This window comes from Halocella sp. SP3-1 (assembly GCF_003953885.1).
Lineage (GTDB): Bacteria > Bacillota > Halanaerobiia > Halanaerobiales > DTU029 > Iocasia > Iocasia fonsfrigidae.
Map to the genome: position 1 here is coordinate 3,519,824 of NZ_CP032760.1, position 17,092 is coordinate 3,536,915.

A 17,092-nucleotide genomic window follows, 5' to 3' on the forward strand; every position below is an offset into this window, starting at 1 on the left:
ATCACCCTTTAGGGACATAAAACCCGTGAATTCTGTGTTTCCAGTAGAGGTCATCTAATTTGTCTATTCTAACTCCTGTTTTCCTTGCTGTGTGAATGAATCTGCCAGAACCAATATATACACCCACATGATTAATTAGATGACTATTGAATCTCAAAACAACCAACGAGGGTGCTTGTGGCCCTTCGCATTCTTTCCACGTGGCTACTTTTTCTGTATTAATGGTAGAATCAATTTTGCTAGCATTCTCACAGGATATTTTATAATCAGGAATATCTACCCCGAACCTACTGAATACTTCTGTAGCCAAACCGTAACAGTCAAAATTATCAGGTCCTCTGCCACCATTAACAAAAGGTTTGCCTAACAGGTCAACAAAACTAATATCAGACATACAATCCACCTGCCCCCGGTATACCAGGAAAACCGCCAAACCTGACACTATTATTATGTGCTCTGCAATCTGTTAGAGTTTTATTACATGACATTTTGTTACCGCTGTATCCGCATTCAATTCCCTTATATTTGTAAGAACAGAAATTTTGCATATATTTATTAGGGGGTATCCTTTGAGTCATTGCACAATTAGGGCCAAGATTGAAAGTAGCCCATTGTGCATTGGTGTTGGTACTTTTTACGCTGAAAGTTTCTTCAAGCTCGGGTGTTTCTAGTTCTAGATGTTCTGACATTACCACCCTCAATATTACTGTAGCATCAGTACCACCTGCATATTCTTCAAGATACTGCTGTACTGTTCTGGTTACATTAGAAACTTTTAACTTTAGAGAAGGCAACTCTCCATCTGAATTTTCGTTGACTTCTCCCAATTCAAAGGGAAAAGCTACCCAGATAGTTCCAGAACCGGCCGGCCATTCTATATCTTCCGTGTTGTTAACTACCCTTATTGTCTCACCTTGAAACTGTATTTCTATCAAGACCAACCATGCACCAGTAGATGATATTTTGTTCTTTTCTAATTTTGCTATTGCACTTAAGCTATTCATTGATTGCCCCCCTTTCTATATCTCTTGCAATGTTATTTCCGTTCTCCAGAATCCCAAAGTAACTTTTTCAAACTTGGGGGCAGAACCAACAAATCTAACTGTAAAAGTCTGTTCATAGAAAGAACTAAACTTTGAATTGCATGTCCATTCAAACATTTCACTACTCCCCTTAACCGTGTTTCTGTAGAAGTCTAACAATATATCTTTTTCGGCGGCGGGCAAGGCATTTTTGTCTCCCCATGTCAGATAAAAAGTAAGACGCGACCTTGTATATCGCGCCCTGCTTATTACTATTCCGTTTTCCATTTGTGTAGAAATTCCGGGGTCTTCAGGTTCTTCGCCAGGGGTCATAGGGGGTGTTATATCAGGAAATACTGCTAACGCCATTTAAAATCACCTTCTTTTGAATACATCTTGAACACCCTCCATGTTTCGGGCATATCCTTCCATGAACATTCTTACTACAGTTCTTGTCCCGTCAAATTGCGTTTCGCTACGTGTCTTGACTGGCGTCCCGGTATTATTGACTACTTCAACATTTACATTAGGCTGTGCTGCCGAACCAATTTTCTGAGTGTTGACTATTCCTTTCTGCTGGTCTTCATTAAGGATAATTTCCCCTACCTTAGTTTTAATTATCTTTTCATCAGATTTTAGAGGGGTATTCCCTACCATGCCGCCAGTATGAAACGTTTCTAAGCCATTAACGGTTACTACTCCGCCTGTGTGGGCTGTTCCGCTTAATCCTATGCCACCTAATATAAAATCAGTGAACGGTTGAGTAAGACCCTTAGTAATAATCATACTAGCTATCTGTTCGGCTATGTTATTTAACACATCAAGAAAACTCTCGCCTTTAACTATTACATCAGTTAGGCCACTGCTTAGATTATCTTTCCAGTTTAAAAACGCCTGATTCGCATCTTCGATTTTATAGCCTACATCTACAAGGTAATCCGTCAGCCAATTAAAGGAACTCTCTGTATCGTTCTTAAACATATTAGACATAAGATATTCCCCGTAAAAATCAGTTGTAGTTTCTCCTGTTATGCCCCTGATTCCAGATTGTCTAATTTATTTTTAATGCTTATCCATTCTGTAGAATATTTCTTAAATTGTATTAATCTTTCTTCCAGATAACTTTTATATTCTTTAAGACTAATTTCATTAGATTGATATTTATAATCCATTATCCTATCATTTTCAGCTTCTATTTCTGCCAGATATTCCTTTTCTGCTTGCAACCTTAATCTGCGGTATAAATCATCTATTTCCTTAGCTTTTTCTTCGTATTCCTTTGTGTTGCCTAATAGTTCTTTATATTGCTCTTTAATATCATCTCTTTCTTGATTCAATGTGCGTTTTTTGTTATCTAACTTATCAGCATCAAGTTTATATTGTTTATCTGCAAATTTTTTATTAAGAGACTGTATACCAGTTTCTCTCTGATATTCCAACTGCATTATTCTGTCGTTAAACTGCTGTGCATACTGTTCTCTAGTGTCATATGATAGATTTTCGTTTTTTTGTACATCTTCTAGTTTCTTTTCTAGAAAAGAAATATAATCTTCAATATTGGTTTCTCCCCTAGAAAAACTGTCTGCCATATCGTCTACAGCTGTGTCTATAGCCTTCTTATGTATCTCTTCTGTGATAGAGTACATTCTTTCTTCTAGTTCGGTCATTGCACTAGCCAGTTCTTTTTCTGTCATATCTATTTCTATACCTTTGTTTAAGGCGTCTTGTTTATCGGTTAATATATTATACAGATCACTTAAGGTTGATAGTTGGTCTTCCAATGACATACCACCCATAGCCATGGTGTGCTCAAAATCATTGATAGCTTTTTGATAATCAGATAGATTCTGTGTCGGACTTCCTAAACCGCCTCCCCCGCCAGAATCACCATCTCCCCCGCTCTCTAATCTGTTTAATAATTCTTGTTGCTTAATTAATTGTTCTCTCTGTGCTTTTAACTCTTTCTGCCTTTTTGTCATCTGATTATACTGGTCTATAAACCCTCTCATTCTCGAAGGTAAGTTAAGATATGCCATGCTACCCTCTTCGTAATCCTCAGGATTAATATTCCTTTTAGCAAACAATTCTCTTAAGTCATTTAATCTTTTTTCAACTTTGGCTATATTGTCATCTACCTGTTGAAGATTCATTGTATTAACATCTTTGCCTAAACCAAATACTTCATTTCTTATTTTGGTTAGGTAATCATAAAGAAGTTTTATACCCACTATAACTGTTCCACCAATTAAAAATGGCTTAAAAGCATTTGCTAAAAAGCCGATAGCTTCTGATGCTGTAGCTGCGCCTCCCGCCCATGCTCTAAAAGCAAAAGCAACATTTGTTTCAGCCAGCAGACCAACTAAACCAGATAACTTGCCAAAAGTCCACGTTAAGGGGCCAATGGTTGCTGATAATAATAACAAACTACCTATTACTTTCTGTATATTAGGGTCTAATTTACCAAACCAGTCAGATATATCCCTTAGTTTTTCAACAAGGGTTTGTACAGCTGGAATTACAACTTCGCCAATAGTTGGTTTAGCAAAATCGTATAATGATAAAGCTGCATCAATGGCACCATCTTTAAGCAGACCTAATTGTTTTAGCATTGATTCCATCTGTTTTTTTGCTACTTTATCAGTTATCCCACCAGCATTATTTAGTTCTTCTTCATAATTTCTTATTTCATCTGATAGGCCTAACAGCACTTTAATGACATTCTGTACTCTAGCAGAAAACCCCATTGCCTGTAGTGCCGCAGCTTTTTGTTCGTCACTCATACCATCTAATGCGTTCTCTAAACTTCCCACTATGTCCGCCATGTTTCTCATTTTCCCGGTACTATCAAATATTTCTACATTATACTCTTGCAATGCTTCTTTATTGTTAATAGCGGCTTCCTGCAAGTATCTCATTGCTATACTAAATTGTTCACCAGCCGCTTGACCTTTTATGCCCTGGTCAGCAAAAGCAGCCAATACTGCTACACCTTCTTCTAGTGATTTATTTGCAGTTTTTAATGCTGCCCCGGCTTTAGTTGTTAACGCTTCGGAAAACTGTTCTACACTTGCATTTGCTAGTGTGTTGGCCTTAACTAATACATCTGATACTTTAACTAGATTATTCATATTCTGCGAAGCATCTTCGACGCTCAAACCTAATGCGCTCTGGGCATCTGTAAGCAGGTCAGTAGCTTTAGCCATATCAAACTGCCCTGCTGTAGCAAATTGGGCCACTTCCGGTAATGCTGCAATTGATTGTTCTGCATCTAAACCAGCACTAGCAAGATAGAAATAGGATTCTGCTGCCTCTTTTGCACTTTTATCAACTGTTAAAGCTACTTGTCTAGCTGTATTTTCCATTCTTTTCCGCATCTTATCGGAAACATTATCCATTATAGCTAGTGATTGATTCATAGAGTCTTCAAAATCCATACCAAACTTAGATACAGTAGTAGCTAATGTAGCTATAGGAACAGTTAAGTATTTTGTCATCTTTTTGCCAACTTGCTCTGCTTTTTTGCTGAATTTATCTAACCTAGACTCGGTTTGCTTCATTTTTTTATCAAAATCTGAATTTTTAGCCCTTATATAATATATAAGGCTTCCTAAAGTCACGCTTGCCATGGTTCACCTTCTTTCTGTGGGCATTAAAAAACCACCATTTCAGGTGGGTTGTTTCTGCTGTATTTTCTTCAACTTGTTAATCTCATTATTTATATGTTCATCTAGCTGTTGTTTAAGCTCTGCTTTTCTCTGTTCTTCTTCTACAGTAAGATTATCCTTATTCTTCAATTTCTCATATTCATAATAAGCCTCGTTTACATCAAAACTACTGCTATCATCTTCTATATCAGATAACTTTTTGATGTTATTGATTAGCTCTTTTGTGTATACTTCATATAACGATTTTCCATCCTTTGTTTCCCCGCCCATTCCTGCTGCAACTGCCCGCATACTCCACAGATAACCTTCATATCGTTTAATTTCCTGTAGCTGTTGTTGTTGGGCGTGTTGTTTAAAAATAATTTCTATTTCATCGGGATATATTTGTTCTAATACTTCCCTCTTACTCATACCTTTTATATCAATCAATTTTAATATTATTTCTCTGAAAAATTCCTCCCCATCCATTCCTGTATCTGTTTGGGAAGTTTTATCAAGTTTTTTACTTCTTGACCTACCTTTATAAGTCCGTTAACTTCAATAATAGCCTTTATAATTTCAAAAGTTTCCTCCATGTCTAGATTATTACATATAAACTCTTCATCTAATCCTGTCCCTATTGATATAAATTCTATTATTTCATCTATGGCAAATTTGTATATTCCAGATATAAACTTGGGGAATATATCTATTAGTTTTTTTACTGTCAAATTCTCAAAAAACTTATCTGTATCTTCTACCCCTTGTTCTTGTAGAAACTCCTTAAATAAATCAAAAAACTTTTCAAGCAACAATGATAATTCATGCCACTTGCCTAATGGGGCTTTTTTAATTAACACCTTGCGTGTTTCTTCTTTTATTCCACCCTTAACATTGGATATATCAACATTGTCCAAATCTTTAATAAAGGTTACTTTGACTATTTTTGATTTAGTTAAATCCTTATTTTCATTCTTGCTAATGTTTAAAAATGCCATTTAATCGACCTCCAAATTGTATTTTTTTAACAAAACATGTTATAATAAATCTGTAAAAAGGAGTGATTCGTTATGAAAAAAATCTTGTTAATTTTATTAGCTCTTGTTGTATTCTCTATATCTGCTAACGCTGGTCAAGTCACAATAAAAAATTCTAACGGGGATAACATTTATATATTTGACAAACTTGTTTTTAAAGAATTTTGGGGTAGCAGTACCAAAATTATGGGCGAAATCACAAATAACACAGAAAACAATTATAAATCTATTTATTTTCAAATAACTGTCTATGATGATAAAGACAACATAATAGATATGACACATATTTGCATCCAAAATCTTAATAGCGGAATGACCAAATCATTTTTGGGTTACATCAATGACACCCCACCTTCCCAGTATTCTAAATACAAAATAGAATATTATGATTCATTCTAAAAACAGGACAAGCCCCTTTGTGGGGCTGTTTCTCTATCCTGCTAACATGACTTTTTCCTTTATTACTCTTTCAGGCTGTTTTAACTTTTCGTTTAGTAATATTAAGGTGCGGCCTTTTAATTTAATAGTTATAACATCCTTTTCCATTTCAACAGTTTTAATATGTATAAATTCGCCTACTTTAGGTTTGATTCCCATTATATTACCCCTCCCTTTTTGTTTAACAACAAATCCCCGAATATTCTTCTTCAATTGCATTAATCACATCTTCTTGCTCCAAAATATCTTTTGTCCACCGTAAACTAAGCCTTGTACCATGGCCTTCCTGTGAAATTAAATCAGAAAATGGTTCGCCTTTGTCTGTAGCTTCCCAGTGTTCACTGCCCCTATATTGATAATTTAAATCTCTCAATATCCTGTTAAATTTGATGGCCGACAACCCGTATTGGTCTCCTAGTTCTGTTGGAGTGCGTAAAGATTCTTCAATTACATTTCCTTCAAGCAAAGGTGCATAATTTATATCTGGAATATATTTTTTCATTTCTTGAACTGCATAAGTCTTTGCCGACTGTTCTGACATTCCGAAAGTTTGTCCCAATGTAATAAAACATGGTGCTATTTTTGAAGCCACTTCAACTCGGGTGACTATTGCACCTTCTTTAATATAGCCGCCAGTTTTTCTGATCGAAGGCAACACCTCATCAAATATCCATGACTCAAACTTTTCTGCGCCTGGCAATTCGGAACCGCCGGTTAGCCTATAAATGTCTCCTTCTGGTATTACATTAACTTTTATTTTTTTCTTGGGATTCTGCGGATGAGGTATGTGGTGTTTTGCCACCCACCTACAATGTTGTTTAATTGCATTGGTTGTATCCTTATAGTCTAAAGCTCTTGCAATATCGATAGCAACAAAATAAATTTTACCATCAATTTCTATTGTTCTAACCTGCCCAAATAAATCATTTTTAAAAATTTGCAAATCGTTCACCTAACCACTCCTTTTTTAATTTAGGTCTAAAGTCCTAAAGGATTTTTGAAAACTATGCCCAATTATATAAAAGTGTTGTTTAAGGAAACTAATGAGGCAGAAAAACATATTCATATTCAGTTTCAAACAATTTTAAAATCTTGTTGATTTCTGTTTCTGTAAAATCTCTATTCCCGTTGACTTTGTTATTGAAACTGTTTAAACTAATACCTAAGTGATTGGCCATATCTCGTTGTTTTTTATTTTTTTCAACCATTAAAGCTTTCATTTTAGTGTGATCTATTATTTTATTCATTTTCTCACCTCCGGTGTTGTGTTTGTTAACTTTAATTATATTATATATCCTAAAACAACACTTGTCAAATGTTTTTTGAGATATTTTTTTAAAAAATATACGTTTACAACACAAACATAGAAAAAAGTTTTGTTTTCGTATATAATAATTTCATAAGGAGATAAGAAAGGTTGATTAATATGTTCGGCGAACGGCTCAAAGAATTAAGATTAGAAAAAGGCCTCACCCAAGACGAATTAGCTAAAAATTTCAATTCTAGTAAAGTAACTTTTTCTCATTATGAGAACAATTACAGAAAACCACCTATGGAATTGGTGTCAAAACTGGCTGATTTTTTTAATTGTTCAATTGATTATCTTATGTGCAAGACAGATAAACGCCATGGGCTAGATAAAGAAACATTGCCGCCAGTCATCCAGGAATTAATCAAAGAGTTTCAAATACAAGACATTGAAGCATTATCCTATGCAAAAAATAAGGGACTTTCAGCAAAAGATATTAAGGCTATTGCAGATACTTTTGAATATCTTAGACCAATCTTAACTAAAAAAGATAAATAATTTGACTAAAAATTAAACTCACTGAGCTCAATTTTGAGCCGAGTGATAAGCCCCAATTAAGGGGCTGTTTTTATGTCAATGTACCCGTATAATAGAATGTTGACACTCCACTATCAACATAATCTGCCTTAGTAGCAAACGCCTTAATTTCCATAGCTGAATCAACTGTAATAGCACCAGAATATAAGGTGCTGCCAGTTGTAGGCTCTGTGCCATCAGTAGTGTAATATATATCCGCATTTGTAGTAGCTGTAGATAGCTCAACACTCTGTGCCGTATCATATGTCCCTGAATCAACGCTAGCAGTTACCATACTTACTACAGTATTATCGCCAATAGTAAAGTAATTGCCTGCTGAATCCTTTTGTGCTTTGAATCTAGCGTTATTAATCCGCTGGCCTTCCCGGCTATGGGTCATTTCCATAGTATCAGGCATAGGGTAAGCTGATGGTAATAATATATCGGCTGATAAGTCGTCATCGTCCTTAGCTAGCGGGTGAATAACTAGCACATCTGCGTAATTATTCATCACTTGCCCTATTGCTGAACCTATTTCCAGTTTGGCCTCTCCATTAGGCCCAGTGGTTAGATTAGCCCATGGTACAGTGTTCGCGATAGAAGCGGGGTCTGTGTAGATTAGTGGTACAGATAATTCCCCTGTGTGATTCAACACAATATCCATTATGTCCCCGTCTTCTTCTGTTGACTGTGTCTGATATTCAGTCGTAAATGTGAATGTGGTATCGCCCTGTGTCCTACCTAATTCTACGCCACCAAATGTAACTCTACATGGCCCTAGATTTATCTTGCCAACATCTAAATTTTCCATTGTTGCTGCCATATTATCACTTCCTTAATTAATTTTTGACATTAAAAAAACACCCATATTCAGGTGTACTTAATGGTATTTGTTATATATTTTTTCACTTACGGAAATGTCTAAATTAAACTTATCATTTATCTCTATCAATTTAACTGTGTCATCAAGAACATCTTGTCTTTTGACAAGCATTTCAGGGGACATGTCATCTTTTTTAACCATCTTAGAATATCCATACATATTTGATATTGCTTTGTTTGCTATAGTATTAGCCTTAATATAACTGATTTTCTTTGGCCGATTTAGGCCTCTTTTGAGTTTATCCATTGCTTCCTTCTGATGTTCTTTATCAAACATTAGAAATATCTCGAAACCTTTAAGGCCGGTTGCCTGTCTAAGTTCTTTAATTATCCCTTTTATCCACCTTTTGAACTCTTTAGCTTCCGGTTTCTTACTACTCCAAGCTGCTTCATATATCCCTGTTTCCGATATAATAGTCATATCTTGTTTGCCACCAGGGGTACTCACCTTATGCGTACCCTTCTCTTCTTCATCTAACATTCTAGTCATATCAGAAGCCATTCTATAATCCAATACTCCCGCTACATCTTTGGCAACCGCCCACCATTCTCCGCTGTTCCAGACAAACCTTATTTTATGACCATTCCAATTTTCTGTTTTGATATTTAGCATTAAAAACCAACTCCTTATAATGTTTTTAAAACAAATGTGCACCCGGAACATACCCGGACATGCATTACACATTATAAAGAGAGGTAGCGGAGCTGTCATCACGACAGGACATACCTCGTAGGTGGGTAACGAAACGTTATATACCTCATCCACAGAAAATTAATTGACTGGTTTCAAGTTAAATTTAATTCTTGTATTCATGAAATGCTCATCAGGATCATCGCTATCCCATAACGGGCCCATTGTTTCCTGTACGACTAAGTTATAATTGTTATATCCTTCTATAGTAAGTGGCTTATCATCAAACAAGTATTCTATCCTTGCCGCAACTGGTGTTAACAATTCTATATTAGCATTGCCACTATTATGATTATCAGCAAATACATTAATAATCAATGTCCCGTTAATAGTCTTATAATCTTCATCTTGTGGGGCTGATGGGGCATTAATAGTAATACAAGGATTAGCCATACTGTCTGGCCTTCTAGCCCCTTTTATAGCTTTGATTGTAGTTAACAGCTGACCTAGGTCTTGTTCTCCTGTATCTGTATCGCCCGCTATTCTAAGCCGGGTGGCTTCAAGTAACAAATTTATATCCATTTAATCACCATACTTCTCTAGATATTTTTGCTTTGCTACTGCATCAATATCTATTTTATCTACAGATAAATAATCACCTAAATATTTATCAATCAAAGGTTCAAATGTATCTATTGTTCCCTGCAAAACTCGATAACCAGATTTAATTTCCACCCAGATGGCATACTCCATCCCTGCTGATATAGCTCCTTCGTAATCATTACCTTTGATTTTCAGTACAGGCTTTTCTAGTTTATTAATTTTTGACTGCAACAGAGAAGGATTAGTATCTTTATCATATTCCTGCATATCATCCATATTAACTGATATGCTATTTCTTAAGTTGCCAGTTCTATCTTTATAATTTCCACCAGCTTGACTTTTAGCATGATTAACCATTTCTCTTAGCACATATTCCAATGCATCTTTAACCGCTCTTTCTTCATTTTTAATAAAGTTGTTCAGTTTCTGCATAGATTCCTCGACGCCCTGTAATTCTGTGCTAACTTTCATTACTTTTCACCTTCAAATCACTTTGATAGCTGTTAGGCCAATCTCCCGGGAATACTACAGTATATTTGTCATTAATGTTATCTCCCTGCTTAATTTCAGTATATCCATCTTCAAAAGTAAGATTATCTTTCATGATATAAGCTGTATACTCGCTTTCGTACTTTGTACCCGTCTCGCCAGCTCGTTCACTTCCCGATTTTGGCTGTATACTCACATCAGTAGCTGTAGCTATAGTTTTAGGACTACCATCTTGCCAATTACCGTCTCCGTCATATCCCGGCTCTGTATAACCTCTATATATTGTTATATCCATGTTACCACGCCAATTTTCTATAAGGGGCTATCATCATCTTAATTTTAGGTGGTAGGCTTTCATGATATGATGCTGCTATACCGCCTTCAGTTTGACTTTTCAAATTGGGATTAACACTATCCATTTCCATTAATTTGTCCACAGCTAAATTAACCGGGGCAGGTATAACTTCTATATCATCCACTATAAAATTATTGTTGCAATACCCCTTAATTAACTCTAAATATGCTGCTCTAATTTCTTCATCTGTCATATAATCACCACCTCATAATTTAGGGGCTACCCGTTAAGATAGCCCCTAAGTGGTTTATTCACTTAAAGCATTAATACGTGATTCTACACGTTTCAATAGGCTCTCACGATTTTCGGCTTTTGCTTCTGCCTCAGCCCACTCCTTTAGCATGTCAGTTTCTTTACATTCAGATACTAATTTAATAGCATCTTTAACACTTAATTCTGTAATAGATTTTTCTGTGTTATTTTCTTCTTCTTTTTCAATTACTTCATAATTATCATCTTTCTTAAGACGCTTGATGAGGTCTTTGCTTGCTATTTCCCATACATTTCCTGTTTCTTTGTTTTTAAACCACATTAATCATCACTTCCTTTTAAGATTTATCAGCTGTCATTACTGCTATAGCACTAGGATGAGTAACTTTAGCACCATATACATGCAACCCTTTGATAGCATCACCAAAACGTGACTCTGGCCTATACGCCTCTGTTTCAACTATTTGCTCCGCATATGTGATGGCTCCACTATATCCGGCTAGTATTTTATATTTAGTACCAGTAGTATTGGGTACATTATTAGATTTGAACACTAATAATCCGGCCACTTCGCCAACGAAACCATTACTAGGCCTCTGGCCATTAAATGTACCTATCCTCAGTACACTGTCGCCTGCTTCGGTAGCGTGTACAAATCTATCATCTTTCCTTAGTAACCCGTGGAACCAAGGGGGAACAACCACAAAGCGGCCTACTTCTGGAACACTATTATCATCTAATATTACAGACATATCAACTAATAAATCATAAGCTGTTGATGTGGTAGGTATTTCTGGCGTTGTATCATCCCCGATAGTATTACCAGCGGCCACCTCTGTATATAGCCCCGCAATAAACTGATCGTTCACATCAGAAAGACCATAAGCTGCCCGGCTCATAGCAGTGTCCATTATTTTAGGCTTCTGCTGCGCTTTGTCAACGTCATCAATCTGGAAGTTGAAATACTTCAACTGGTCAATTGTCAACACTTTCTGCTCATCACTAAGGGTTTCTGGGGCTGCTATATCAGTGTTTTTGACGTAATCATTAATTGTTACATCTCCGACCTGATTAATATTAACTGTGTCACCAGCTCCGCTTATTTCACCTTCGTAATCCCTATTAACTAAGTTTGCATATACATGTGTGTTATCTAAGTATGCTAGTAGCCTAGCACTCCATATTGTTGGTATAAATCTATCAATACTCATAAAATATCATCTCCTAATTATTTTCTAATACTTTCTGCACCTCATCCCAATTATCATTAATCTCCTTAGCAGACATTCCTTGAATTCCTTCCATGGTGAAATGCTTACCAGGTACATTATCTTTAGTTGGGTTTGGTTCTTTCCCTTTAATAGTTGTCTTTCCGAACAAATCAGCATAACTCTCTTTTAGCCCTGTCACAACATCATCTAATCCTGTAAGATTACCTTTGTCATCAACACCTATCTGTTCATAGTCAACATTTTTAAGTAACAAATCGGGATATTTAGTATCCTTCAATGCTACCTGCAATGCTGCCTGTTTTTTAGTGCGAATCAATTCCTGTTGTTTCTGCTCTATCTGTTGCTTCGTCTGCTCCTGCAATGTCTTATTTTGTTCTTCATATTCGGCAATTTTAGCTTTTAGCTCTTCGCTGGCCTGTGTATCGTTCTTCAACTGCTCCATTTGCTTTTTGTTCTCTGCGATTAGTTCATCCTTGGCTTTTAGCTGCTCCTGTAATGATTCTAATTCGCTAGTCTTATCATTCAGTCTTGAACGTGGTATGAAACTACCATCATTAACTAATAGCTTAATGTCGCCTTCCTGTGCCTCCAACTTTTCGTTAACCTGTGCAAATAATTCTTCTCCTAACAATTCTTTCAAATCCATTTATCTCATCCTTTCTGTTTTACGATTATTTAGCGTGGGTTGCGTTCCACGATAACAGTCTTACTCTTTTACACCTGTAATACTAAGAAGGTGAAGTTTTAGTACGTATATATAAGTCAACCTCCGTATTCCCTACTAATATCCTGCGTGGCACGCAAGACTTCAAGTTTACAGAGGTTATAATGCAGCTTATTTAGCCATAACTACATCATCAATATTGAAACATCTGCCTAACCACATTTTCCATACCGTGTAATGTCTATTACCTTCGTCATCAGTATACTTAGTACGGTAAGTCAAGGGTAATAGTTGTTTTATATACCAAAGTATTTTAATCACCACCTCCATATAAAAATAACACCGGTTAAGGTGCTGTAATCTCCCATTTTTCTTTATTAAGCAAATCATTATCCTTTAACACTTGATATATCCCGGTTGCCAAAACTTCTGTCTGTTCTTCTGATAAACCTATTTGATATGTAACATCTATACCATGCATAACTTCATGTAATATTGATACTTTTTGTTTTTCTACCGAAGACTTTGTATTAATCTCTATTTCATCTTGTGTGTGATGAATAATACCATACAATTCTTTGTCATTTTCGTCTCTCAGATTATCTGCGAACGACAATTTTACATCATATGGCCCAATTTTAATTATATCTCCGCTTTTCATTTAATCCCCTCCATATTTCTTCTTCAATACATTAATCAACTCATCCCCTTGCAACACTTCATCTGTCCAGTAACACAAACATTGAGGGTGAGGAGTAATAGGAATATTATCCGGCTTGAATACTCCTGCCCCTAATTCATCATGATTGTTACCAGCCAACCAATCGCATATCTCTTGATAACCTTCATATTCATAACTAGGAGGGTATGATGGATGACTTGAACTAAGGTTCCAGCGTATCCCTTTCACTATTTCAGACTTCTGCGCTGATATTTTCTGGCCACGCCTATATGCATTTTGAGTTTCTGACCTGGCCAATCTAAGACTGTTATATTTTATACTGCCTCTACCTGTCTTACTTGGCTTAATAGCAGTTGTCCAGCTAGGGCCTGATACTTGCAGGTATTTTTCTACTTGCTTAGAGAAATCGACCGCTGATAATCCATTGTTAACACTCTGCTGTATCATAGATTTTAGATTGCTATTAGCCAAATCATGTAGTTTCCATATTCTATCTGAAAGAGTATATCCATCAGACCATCTATATGCCCACACCTGGTTTCTTATCTCTTTAGCTAGCCCCCCGCCATATCTTGTGCGTAACAATATGCCGTCGTCAGCTGTTAATGCTCTCTGCAACAACTTCCTTTCCGCTATAGCAACCGTTTCTATTAATCCAGTAATATAATACTCTGCTGCTTTATCCTGCCCATTTATAGCTATCTGGGCAGATTTAGTGATGTTAGTATCTAGCCAGTCTTTGGTTTCTGATTGAAACCACGCCGTAATAGAATCTATTTCTCGTTTAATTTGTCTTATCTTAGCTCTATTGAATGTACCATCTGCTATAGCATAGTCTACAGCTAGCTTGTTAATTTTATCTAACAGTTTCCTGTTAATATCATCGTATTCATTCTCTATCTGCTGCTGTAGTCTTAGAAATTTCTTGCGGTATTCTTTTTGTACATTTAAATAATCCTCTGCTGTAGCCATTTAATCACCTACAACTTATAACGCTTATTTATTAACCTCATTAAATCTTGCGCAAATTCTTTTTCATCTTCTAACGTTTTAGAATCTTCTGCTAAACTAACGAAATTTGATAAAGCTACAAATAACATTGATAATTCATTTTCATCTAAATCTAAATTATACCTTGATGCTCCTATTTGCATTTATACCCCTCCTTATAACTATTGTAGCCATTTAATCACCCGCTATATTTAACATATGTTGTAATGTTTTTAAGTCCTCAATAGCTTTGTTTAGACATTGTTCTGTGGTATATTCTTCTTTGTTTTTTAGCATTCCCTCTAATTCTTTGATACGATTAGCAACATATTCTTTCACCTTTGCCCCTCCTTATATCTCTACGCCTTCATTCTCCTGCTCTAATGCTTCTATCTCTGTATTAATACGATTAGGCATTATATCGGTTTCATTCTGTGCATCTATCAAATTCTCTTCTTTTTGTGGGTCATCTACATAAGGGTGTTTAGTTCTTAATGTCTTATCAGAAACTATATCCCTGCTCTTGTTAATAGACTCGATTATATCTGCTTCATTAATTATCATAGACTTATTGAATTTCACGTCTATAGCATCAGTATTAATATTAGCCTCTGCCATCTGGTTCGTCATGATCAGATACTGTTTGATAAACCAGAATAACTCATTTTTGATAGCCTTAACAAATTTTCTCTCTGCTGTATCACATTTGAGGTCTAGCAGCGAGTATAAGAATTTCAAAGCTACCCCGCTAGGACTATTACCAAACTTATCCGTGTCTATATTAACACCCATACCAAACTTGTATATGTCGTCAATAAGCTGTTTGATATGTGATTCTTTTGCTGCTATAGGTATATCTATAGTAACCTTATCTAGTCCCCCGTCTTGGTCAACTAATACAACTTTGTGATATCTTAAATTTCTTTTAGCCTCTGCTGCGCCTGTGCCAGAATAATTCTTGATTAACATTATAGCCTCTTGTATATCTTCTAAGTTGTTTGATAAATCACTTCTAACCTTGTTATAATCATCTACTAACTGTTTATAGTCGTTAAGGTCTGGCAACATTTCCTCATTGTTCTTGAACGGAATAAAAGGCACTCTGCCCCATCCATTAGGTAATCTTTCTTCCTCTGTATCACCAAATTCCTTGACCACATAGAAATGACCTTTTGTATGGACAGCCACATTATCCCCAGCGTAATCCTCGATAGTTTCGGCCATAAATATACCGTCATCATCAGTAATATAATAGGTTACATCTTCCGGCGTCCAGTATTCGGCTCTTATCCGTTCATCTCCGTTGATGTACACAGTGTAATATCTGATTAATGCTTGGAGATTCTGCTGCTTGCTAGTCTCCCATATACCTATTATCTGACGGGCATCTACTACCATATAGCGAAATTGGCCTTCTTCATCTATGTACACGTGTAACCATTCCACACCCTTGTTAGCAGCGCCCTTGACTAATTCATTGGCTGTATCATCCCAATCTTCACCTAACAGTTCATTGATATGGTCTAGCAACTCCCCATTAGGAGAAACTGGTTCCCCTTCCTCATCTCCTGTTACTTCGCTATCAGAAAATGCCATAGGCTTACCTACCATGTAGCCCATCTTTTGCCTGACTAATAGCTTATGCCAGTTATGAGGAAGTTTGTTATTTGCAGCAGTATCATCTATTTTTTCTATACCGTTTTCATCATAGTAATATATTTTTCTATCAAGTATATCTGGCCTGTTTTCAAAGTACTCTACACCTTCCTCCATCATGCGTTTTTCTATACTTCTGCTATGCTCATCTATCAATTCCTCGACAATATCCTCTGTAGTGGCTGTTCTATTCTCTTTGATTTTTTTGTTTGCTATTTGTGTAGTGGTTACATTCATGATTTTCACCTCATTTTACAGCATTAAAAAAACACCCGTTAAGGTGCCGTTAGTCTCCGCTTAGCTCTTTCATTTTTTCATATATTTTCTTTATTTCTTCGAAAGTAAATTCCCCGTCTAAATAAACATTGCCGTTCACAAAGAAATCTATCCATCCATCTGACTTTATTTCTTTCTTATCCGCCGCAATGTCCCCCTCCTTAAAACTTCGCAAAATTACCATTTAACGAATATTTTATAATATTTTTATGCAAAACCTTAGCAAATCCCGTATATTTTGCTATATTTATGTATATTTAATTAATTTAGTTGTATATTTATTATGAAGTTAATGTATATTATTCATCACATTCCGATAGTTTAGGTATTTTTGGGTGATAATCTCGATGAAATAGTATCCGATTATATTTTAAGCATTTATGATTTACTTTTTTATCATGTTGTTCCTTTTCTTTAACATTTAAATATTTACATTCTCCACAAAAATCCATCTAT

The 17,092-nt window shown here is 35.9% G+C and carries 28 protein-coding genes; 2 read left to right on the top strand and 26 right to left on the bottom strand.

Going from position 1 to position 17,092, the window contains the following annotated elements; all coding sequences use genetic code 11:
* Window position 1 precedes the first annotated feature (1 nt).
* The 7 genes from D7D81_RS16795 to D7D81_RS16825 all read right to left on the bottom strand — a co-directional run bounded on the left by D7D81_RS16795 (window position 2) and on the right by D7D81_RS16825 (window position 5,664).
* Entirely contained in the window at window positions 2-394 is a 393-nt protein-coding gene (locus tag D7D81_RS16795; RefSeq protein ID WP_205739264.1) for a C40 family peptidase, read from the bottom strand.
* Entirely contained in the window at window positions 387-1,004 is a 618-nt protein-coding gene (locus tag D7D81_RS16800) for a DUF1833 family protein (RefSeq protein ID WP_125991181.1), read from the bottom strand. The genes D7D81_RS16795 and D7D81_RS16800 overlap by 8 nt, the downstream gene beginning before the upstream one ends.
* Before the next feature lie 15 nt (window positions 1,005-1,019).
* Window positions 1,020-1,391: a hypothetical protein gene (locus D7D81_RS16805; RefSeq protein ID WP_125991182.1), complete on the bottom strand. Its 372-nt coding sequence runs from the start codon at window positions 1,389-1,391 to the stop codon at window positions 1,020-1,022.
* Between the two features lie 6 nt (window positions 1,392-1,397).
* Window positions 1,398-2,012: a hypothetical protein gene (locus D7D81_RS16810; protein ID WP_125991183.1), complete on the bottom strand. Its 615-nt coding sequence runs from the start codon at window positions 2,010-2,012 to the stop codon at window positions 1,398-1,400.
* A 38-nt stretch (window positions 2,013-2,050) separates the two neighbouring features.
* On the bottom strand, window positions 2,051-4,579 hold the full coding sequence (locus tag D7D81_RS16815) for a phage tail tape measure protein (RefSeq protein WP_164522325.1): 2,529 nt from the start codon (window positions 4,577-4,579) through the stop codon (window positions 2,051-2,053).
* A gap of 108 nt (window positions 4,580-4,687) precedes the next feature.
* Entirely contained in the window at window positions 4,688-5,116 is a 429-nt protein-coding gene (locus D7D81_RS16820; protein WP_125991185.1) for a hypothetical protein, read from the bottom strand.
* 8 nt (window positions 5,117-5,124) lie between these two features.
* Window positions 5,125-5,664, bottom strand: a complete 540-nt coding sequence (locus tag D7D81_RS16825) for a hypothetical protein (protein ID WP_125991186.1) — start codon at window positions 5,662-5,664, stop codon at window positions 5,125-5,127.
* 72 nt (window positions 5,665-5,736) lie between these two features.
* Between D7D81_RS16825 and D7D81_RS16830 the strand changes: the two genes are divergently transcribed.
* Window positions 5,737-6,102, top strand: a complete 366-nt coding sequence (locus D7D81_RS16830) for an FxLYD domain-containing protein (protein WP_125991187.1) — start codon at window positions 5,737-5,739, stop codon at window positions 6,100-6,102.
* Window positions 6,103-6,135: 33 nt separating this feature from the next.
* Here the strand turns inward: D7D81_RS16830 and D7D81_RS19660 are convergent, their stop codons facing one another.
* The 3 genes from D7D81_RS19660 to D7D81_RS16840 form a co-directional block, all read right to left on the bottom strand.
* Window positions 6,136-6,300, bottom strand: a complete 165-nt coding sequence (locus tag D7D81_RS19660; RefSeq protein ID WP_164522326.1) for a hypothetical protein — start codon at window positions 6,298-6,300, stop codon at window positions 6,136-6,138.
* A 22-nt stretch (window positions 6,301-6,322) separates the two neighbouring features.
* Window positions 6,323-7,093: a BRO-N domain-containing protein gene (locus tag D7D81_RS16835; protein WP_125991188.1), complete on the bottom strand. Its 771-nt coding sequence runs from the start codon at window positions 7,091-7,093 to the stop codon at window positions 6,323-6,325.
* Window positions 7,094-7,181: 88 nt separating this feature from the next.
* A complete protein-coding gene (locus D7D81_RS16840) occupies window positions 7,182-7,388 on the bottom strand; it encodes a helix-turn-helix transcriptional regulator (protein ID WP_125991189.1) in 207 nt (68 codons plus the stop codon).
* 179 nt (window positions 7,389-7,567) lie between these two features.
* Between D7D81_RS16840 and D7D81_RS16845 the strand changes: the two genes are divergently transcribed.
* Window positions 7,568-7,948: a helix-turn-helix domain-containing protein gene (locus D7D81_RS16845; RefSeq protein ID WP_125991190.1), complete on the top strand. Its 381-nt coding sequence runs from the start codon at window positions 7,568-7,570 to the stop codon at window positions 7,946-7,948.
* Window positions 7,949-8,018: 70 nt separating this feature from the next.
* Here the strand turns inward: D7D81_RS16845 and D7D81_RS16850 are convergent, their stop codons facing one another.
* From D7D81_RS16850 to D7D81_RS19680, 16 genes are all read right to left on the bottom strand, one after another.
* On the bottom strand, window positions 8,019-8,630 hold the full coding sequence (locus D7D81_RS16850; protein WP_125991191.1) for a chitobiase/beta-hexosaminidase C-terminal domain-containing protein: 612 nt from the start codon (window positions 8,628-8,630) through the stop codon (window positions 8,019-8,021).
* Window positions 8,631-8,846: 216 nt separating this feature from the next.
* Window positions 8,847-9,452: a BRO-N domain-containing protein gene (locus tag D7D81_RS16855; protein ID WP_125992320.1), complete on the bottom strand. Its 606-nt coding sequence runs from the start codon at window positions 9,450-9,452 to the stop codon at window positions 8,847-8,849.
* Window positions 9,453-9,620: 168 nt separating this feature from the next.
* Entirely contained in the window at window positions 9,621-10,061 is a 441-nt protein-coding gene (locus D7D81_RS16860; protein ID WP_125991192.1) for a hypothetical protein, read from the bottom strand.
* Window positions 10,062-10,553: an HK97 gp10 family phage protein gene (locus D7D81_RS16865; RefSeq protein WP_125991193.1), complete on the bottom strand. Its 492-nt coding sequence runs from the start codon at window positions 10,551-10,553 to the stop codon at window positions 10,062-10,064. It abuts the gene before it with no gap.
* On the bottom strand, window positions 10,543-10,866 hold the full coding sequence (locus tag D7D81_RS16870) for a hypothetical protein (RefSeq protein WP_125991194.1): 324 nt from the start codon (window positions 10,864-10,866) through the stop codon (window positions 10,543-10,545). Before D7D81_RS16870 ends, D7D81_RS16865 begins: the two co-directional genes overlap by 11 nt.
* Window position 10,867: 1 nt before the next feature.
* Window positions 10,868-11,119 (bottom strand): head-tail connector protein, encoded by a 252-nt coding sequence (locus D7D81_RS16875; RefSeq protein WP_125991195.1) that lies wholly within the window; start codon window positions 11,117-11,119, stop codon window positions 10,868-10,870.
* A 54-nt stretch (window positions 11,120-11,173) separates the two neighbouring features.
* Complete coding sequence (locus D7D81_RS16880) at window positions 11,174-11,458, bottom strand: hypothetical protein (RefSeq protein WP_125991196.1); 285 nt, start codon at window positions 11,456-11,458, stop codon at window positions 11,174-11,176.
* 16 nt (window positions 11,459-11,474) lie between these two features.
* Window positions 11,475-12,347: a phage major capsid protein gene (locus D7D81_RS16885; protein WP_125991197.1), complete on the bottom strand. Its 873-nt coding sequence runs from the start codon at window positions 12,345-12,347 to the stop codon at window positions 11,475-11,477.
* A 13-nt stretch (window positions 12,348-12,360) separates the two neighbouring features.
* Window positions 12,361-13,014 (bottom strand): phage scaffolding protein, encoded by a 654-nt coding sequence (locus tag D7D81_RS16890; protein WP_125991198.1) that lies wholly within the window; start codon window positions 13,012-13,014, stop codon window positions 12,361-12,363.
* Window positions 13,015-13,378: 364 nt separating this feature from the next.
* Window positions 13,379-13,693, bottom strand: coding sequence for a hypothetical protein (locus D7D81_RS16895; protein ID WP_125991199.1), 315 nt, complete (start codon window positions 13,691-13,693; stop codon window positions 13,379-13,381).
* The gene (locus D7D81_RS16900) at window positions 13,694-14,686 is read right to left on the bottom strand and encodes a hypothetical protein (protein ID WP_125991200.1); all 993 of its coding nucleotides are present in this window, start codon (window positions 14,684-14,686) and stop codon (window positions 13,694-13,696) included.
* A gap of 8 nt (window positions 14,687-14,694) precedes the next feature.
* Window positions 14,695-14,868, bottom strand: a complete 174-nt coding sequence (locus D7D81_RS19665; protein ID WP_164522327.1) for a hypothetical protein — start codon at window positions 14,866-14,868, stop codon at window positions 14,695-14,697.
* A gap of 31 nt (window positions 14,869-14,899) precedes the next feature.
* A complete protein-coding gene (locus D7D81_RS19670) occupies window positions 14,900-15,043 on the bottom strand; it encodes a hypothetical protein (RefSeq protein WP_164522328.1) in 144 nt (47 codons plus the stop codon).
* 12 nt (window positions 15,044-15,055) lie between these two features.
* A complete protein-coding gene (locus tag D7D81_RS16905) occupies window positions 15,056-16,597 on the bottom strand; it encodes a phage portal protein (protein WP_286170413.1) in 1,542 nt (513 codons plus the stop codon).
* A gap of 49 nt (window positions 16,598-16,646) precedes the next feature.
* Window positions 16,647-16,820, bottom strand: coding sequence for a hypothetical protein (locus tag D7D81_RS19675; RefSeq protein WP_164522329.1), 174 nt, complete (start codon window positions 16,818-16,820; stop codon window positions 16,647-16,649).
* 115 nt (window positions 16,821-16,935) lie between these two features.
* Window positions 16,936-17,088 carry a hypothetical protein gene (locus D7D81_RS19680; RefSeq protein ID WP_164522330.1) on the bottom strand — a complete coding sequence of 51 codons (153 nt, stop codon included), beginning with the start codon at window positions 17,086-17,088 and terminating at the stop codon, window positions 16,936-16,938.
* Window positions 17,089-17,092: the final 4 nt, after the last annotated feature.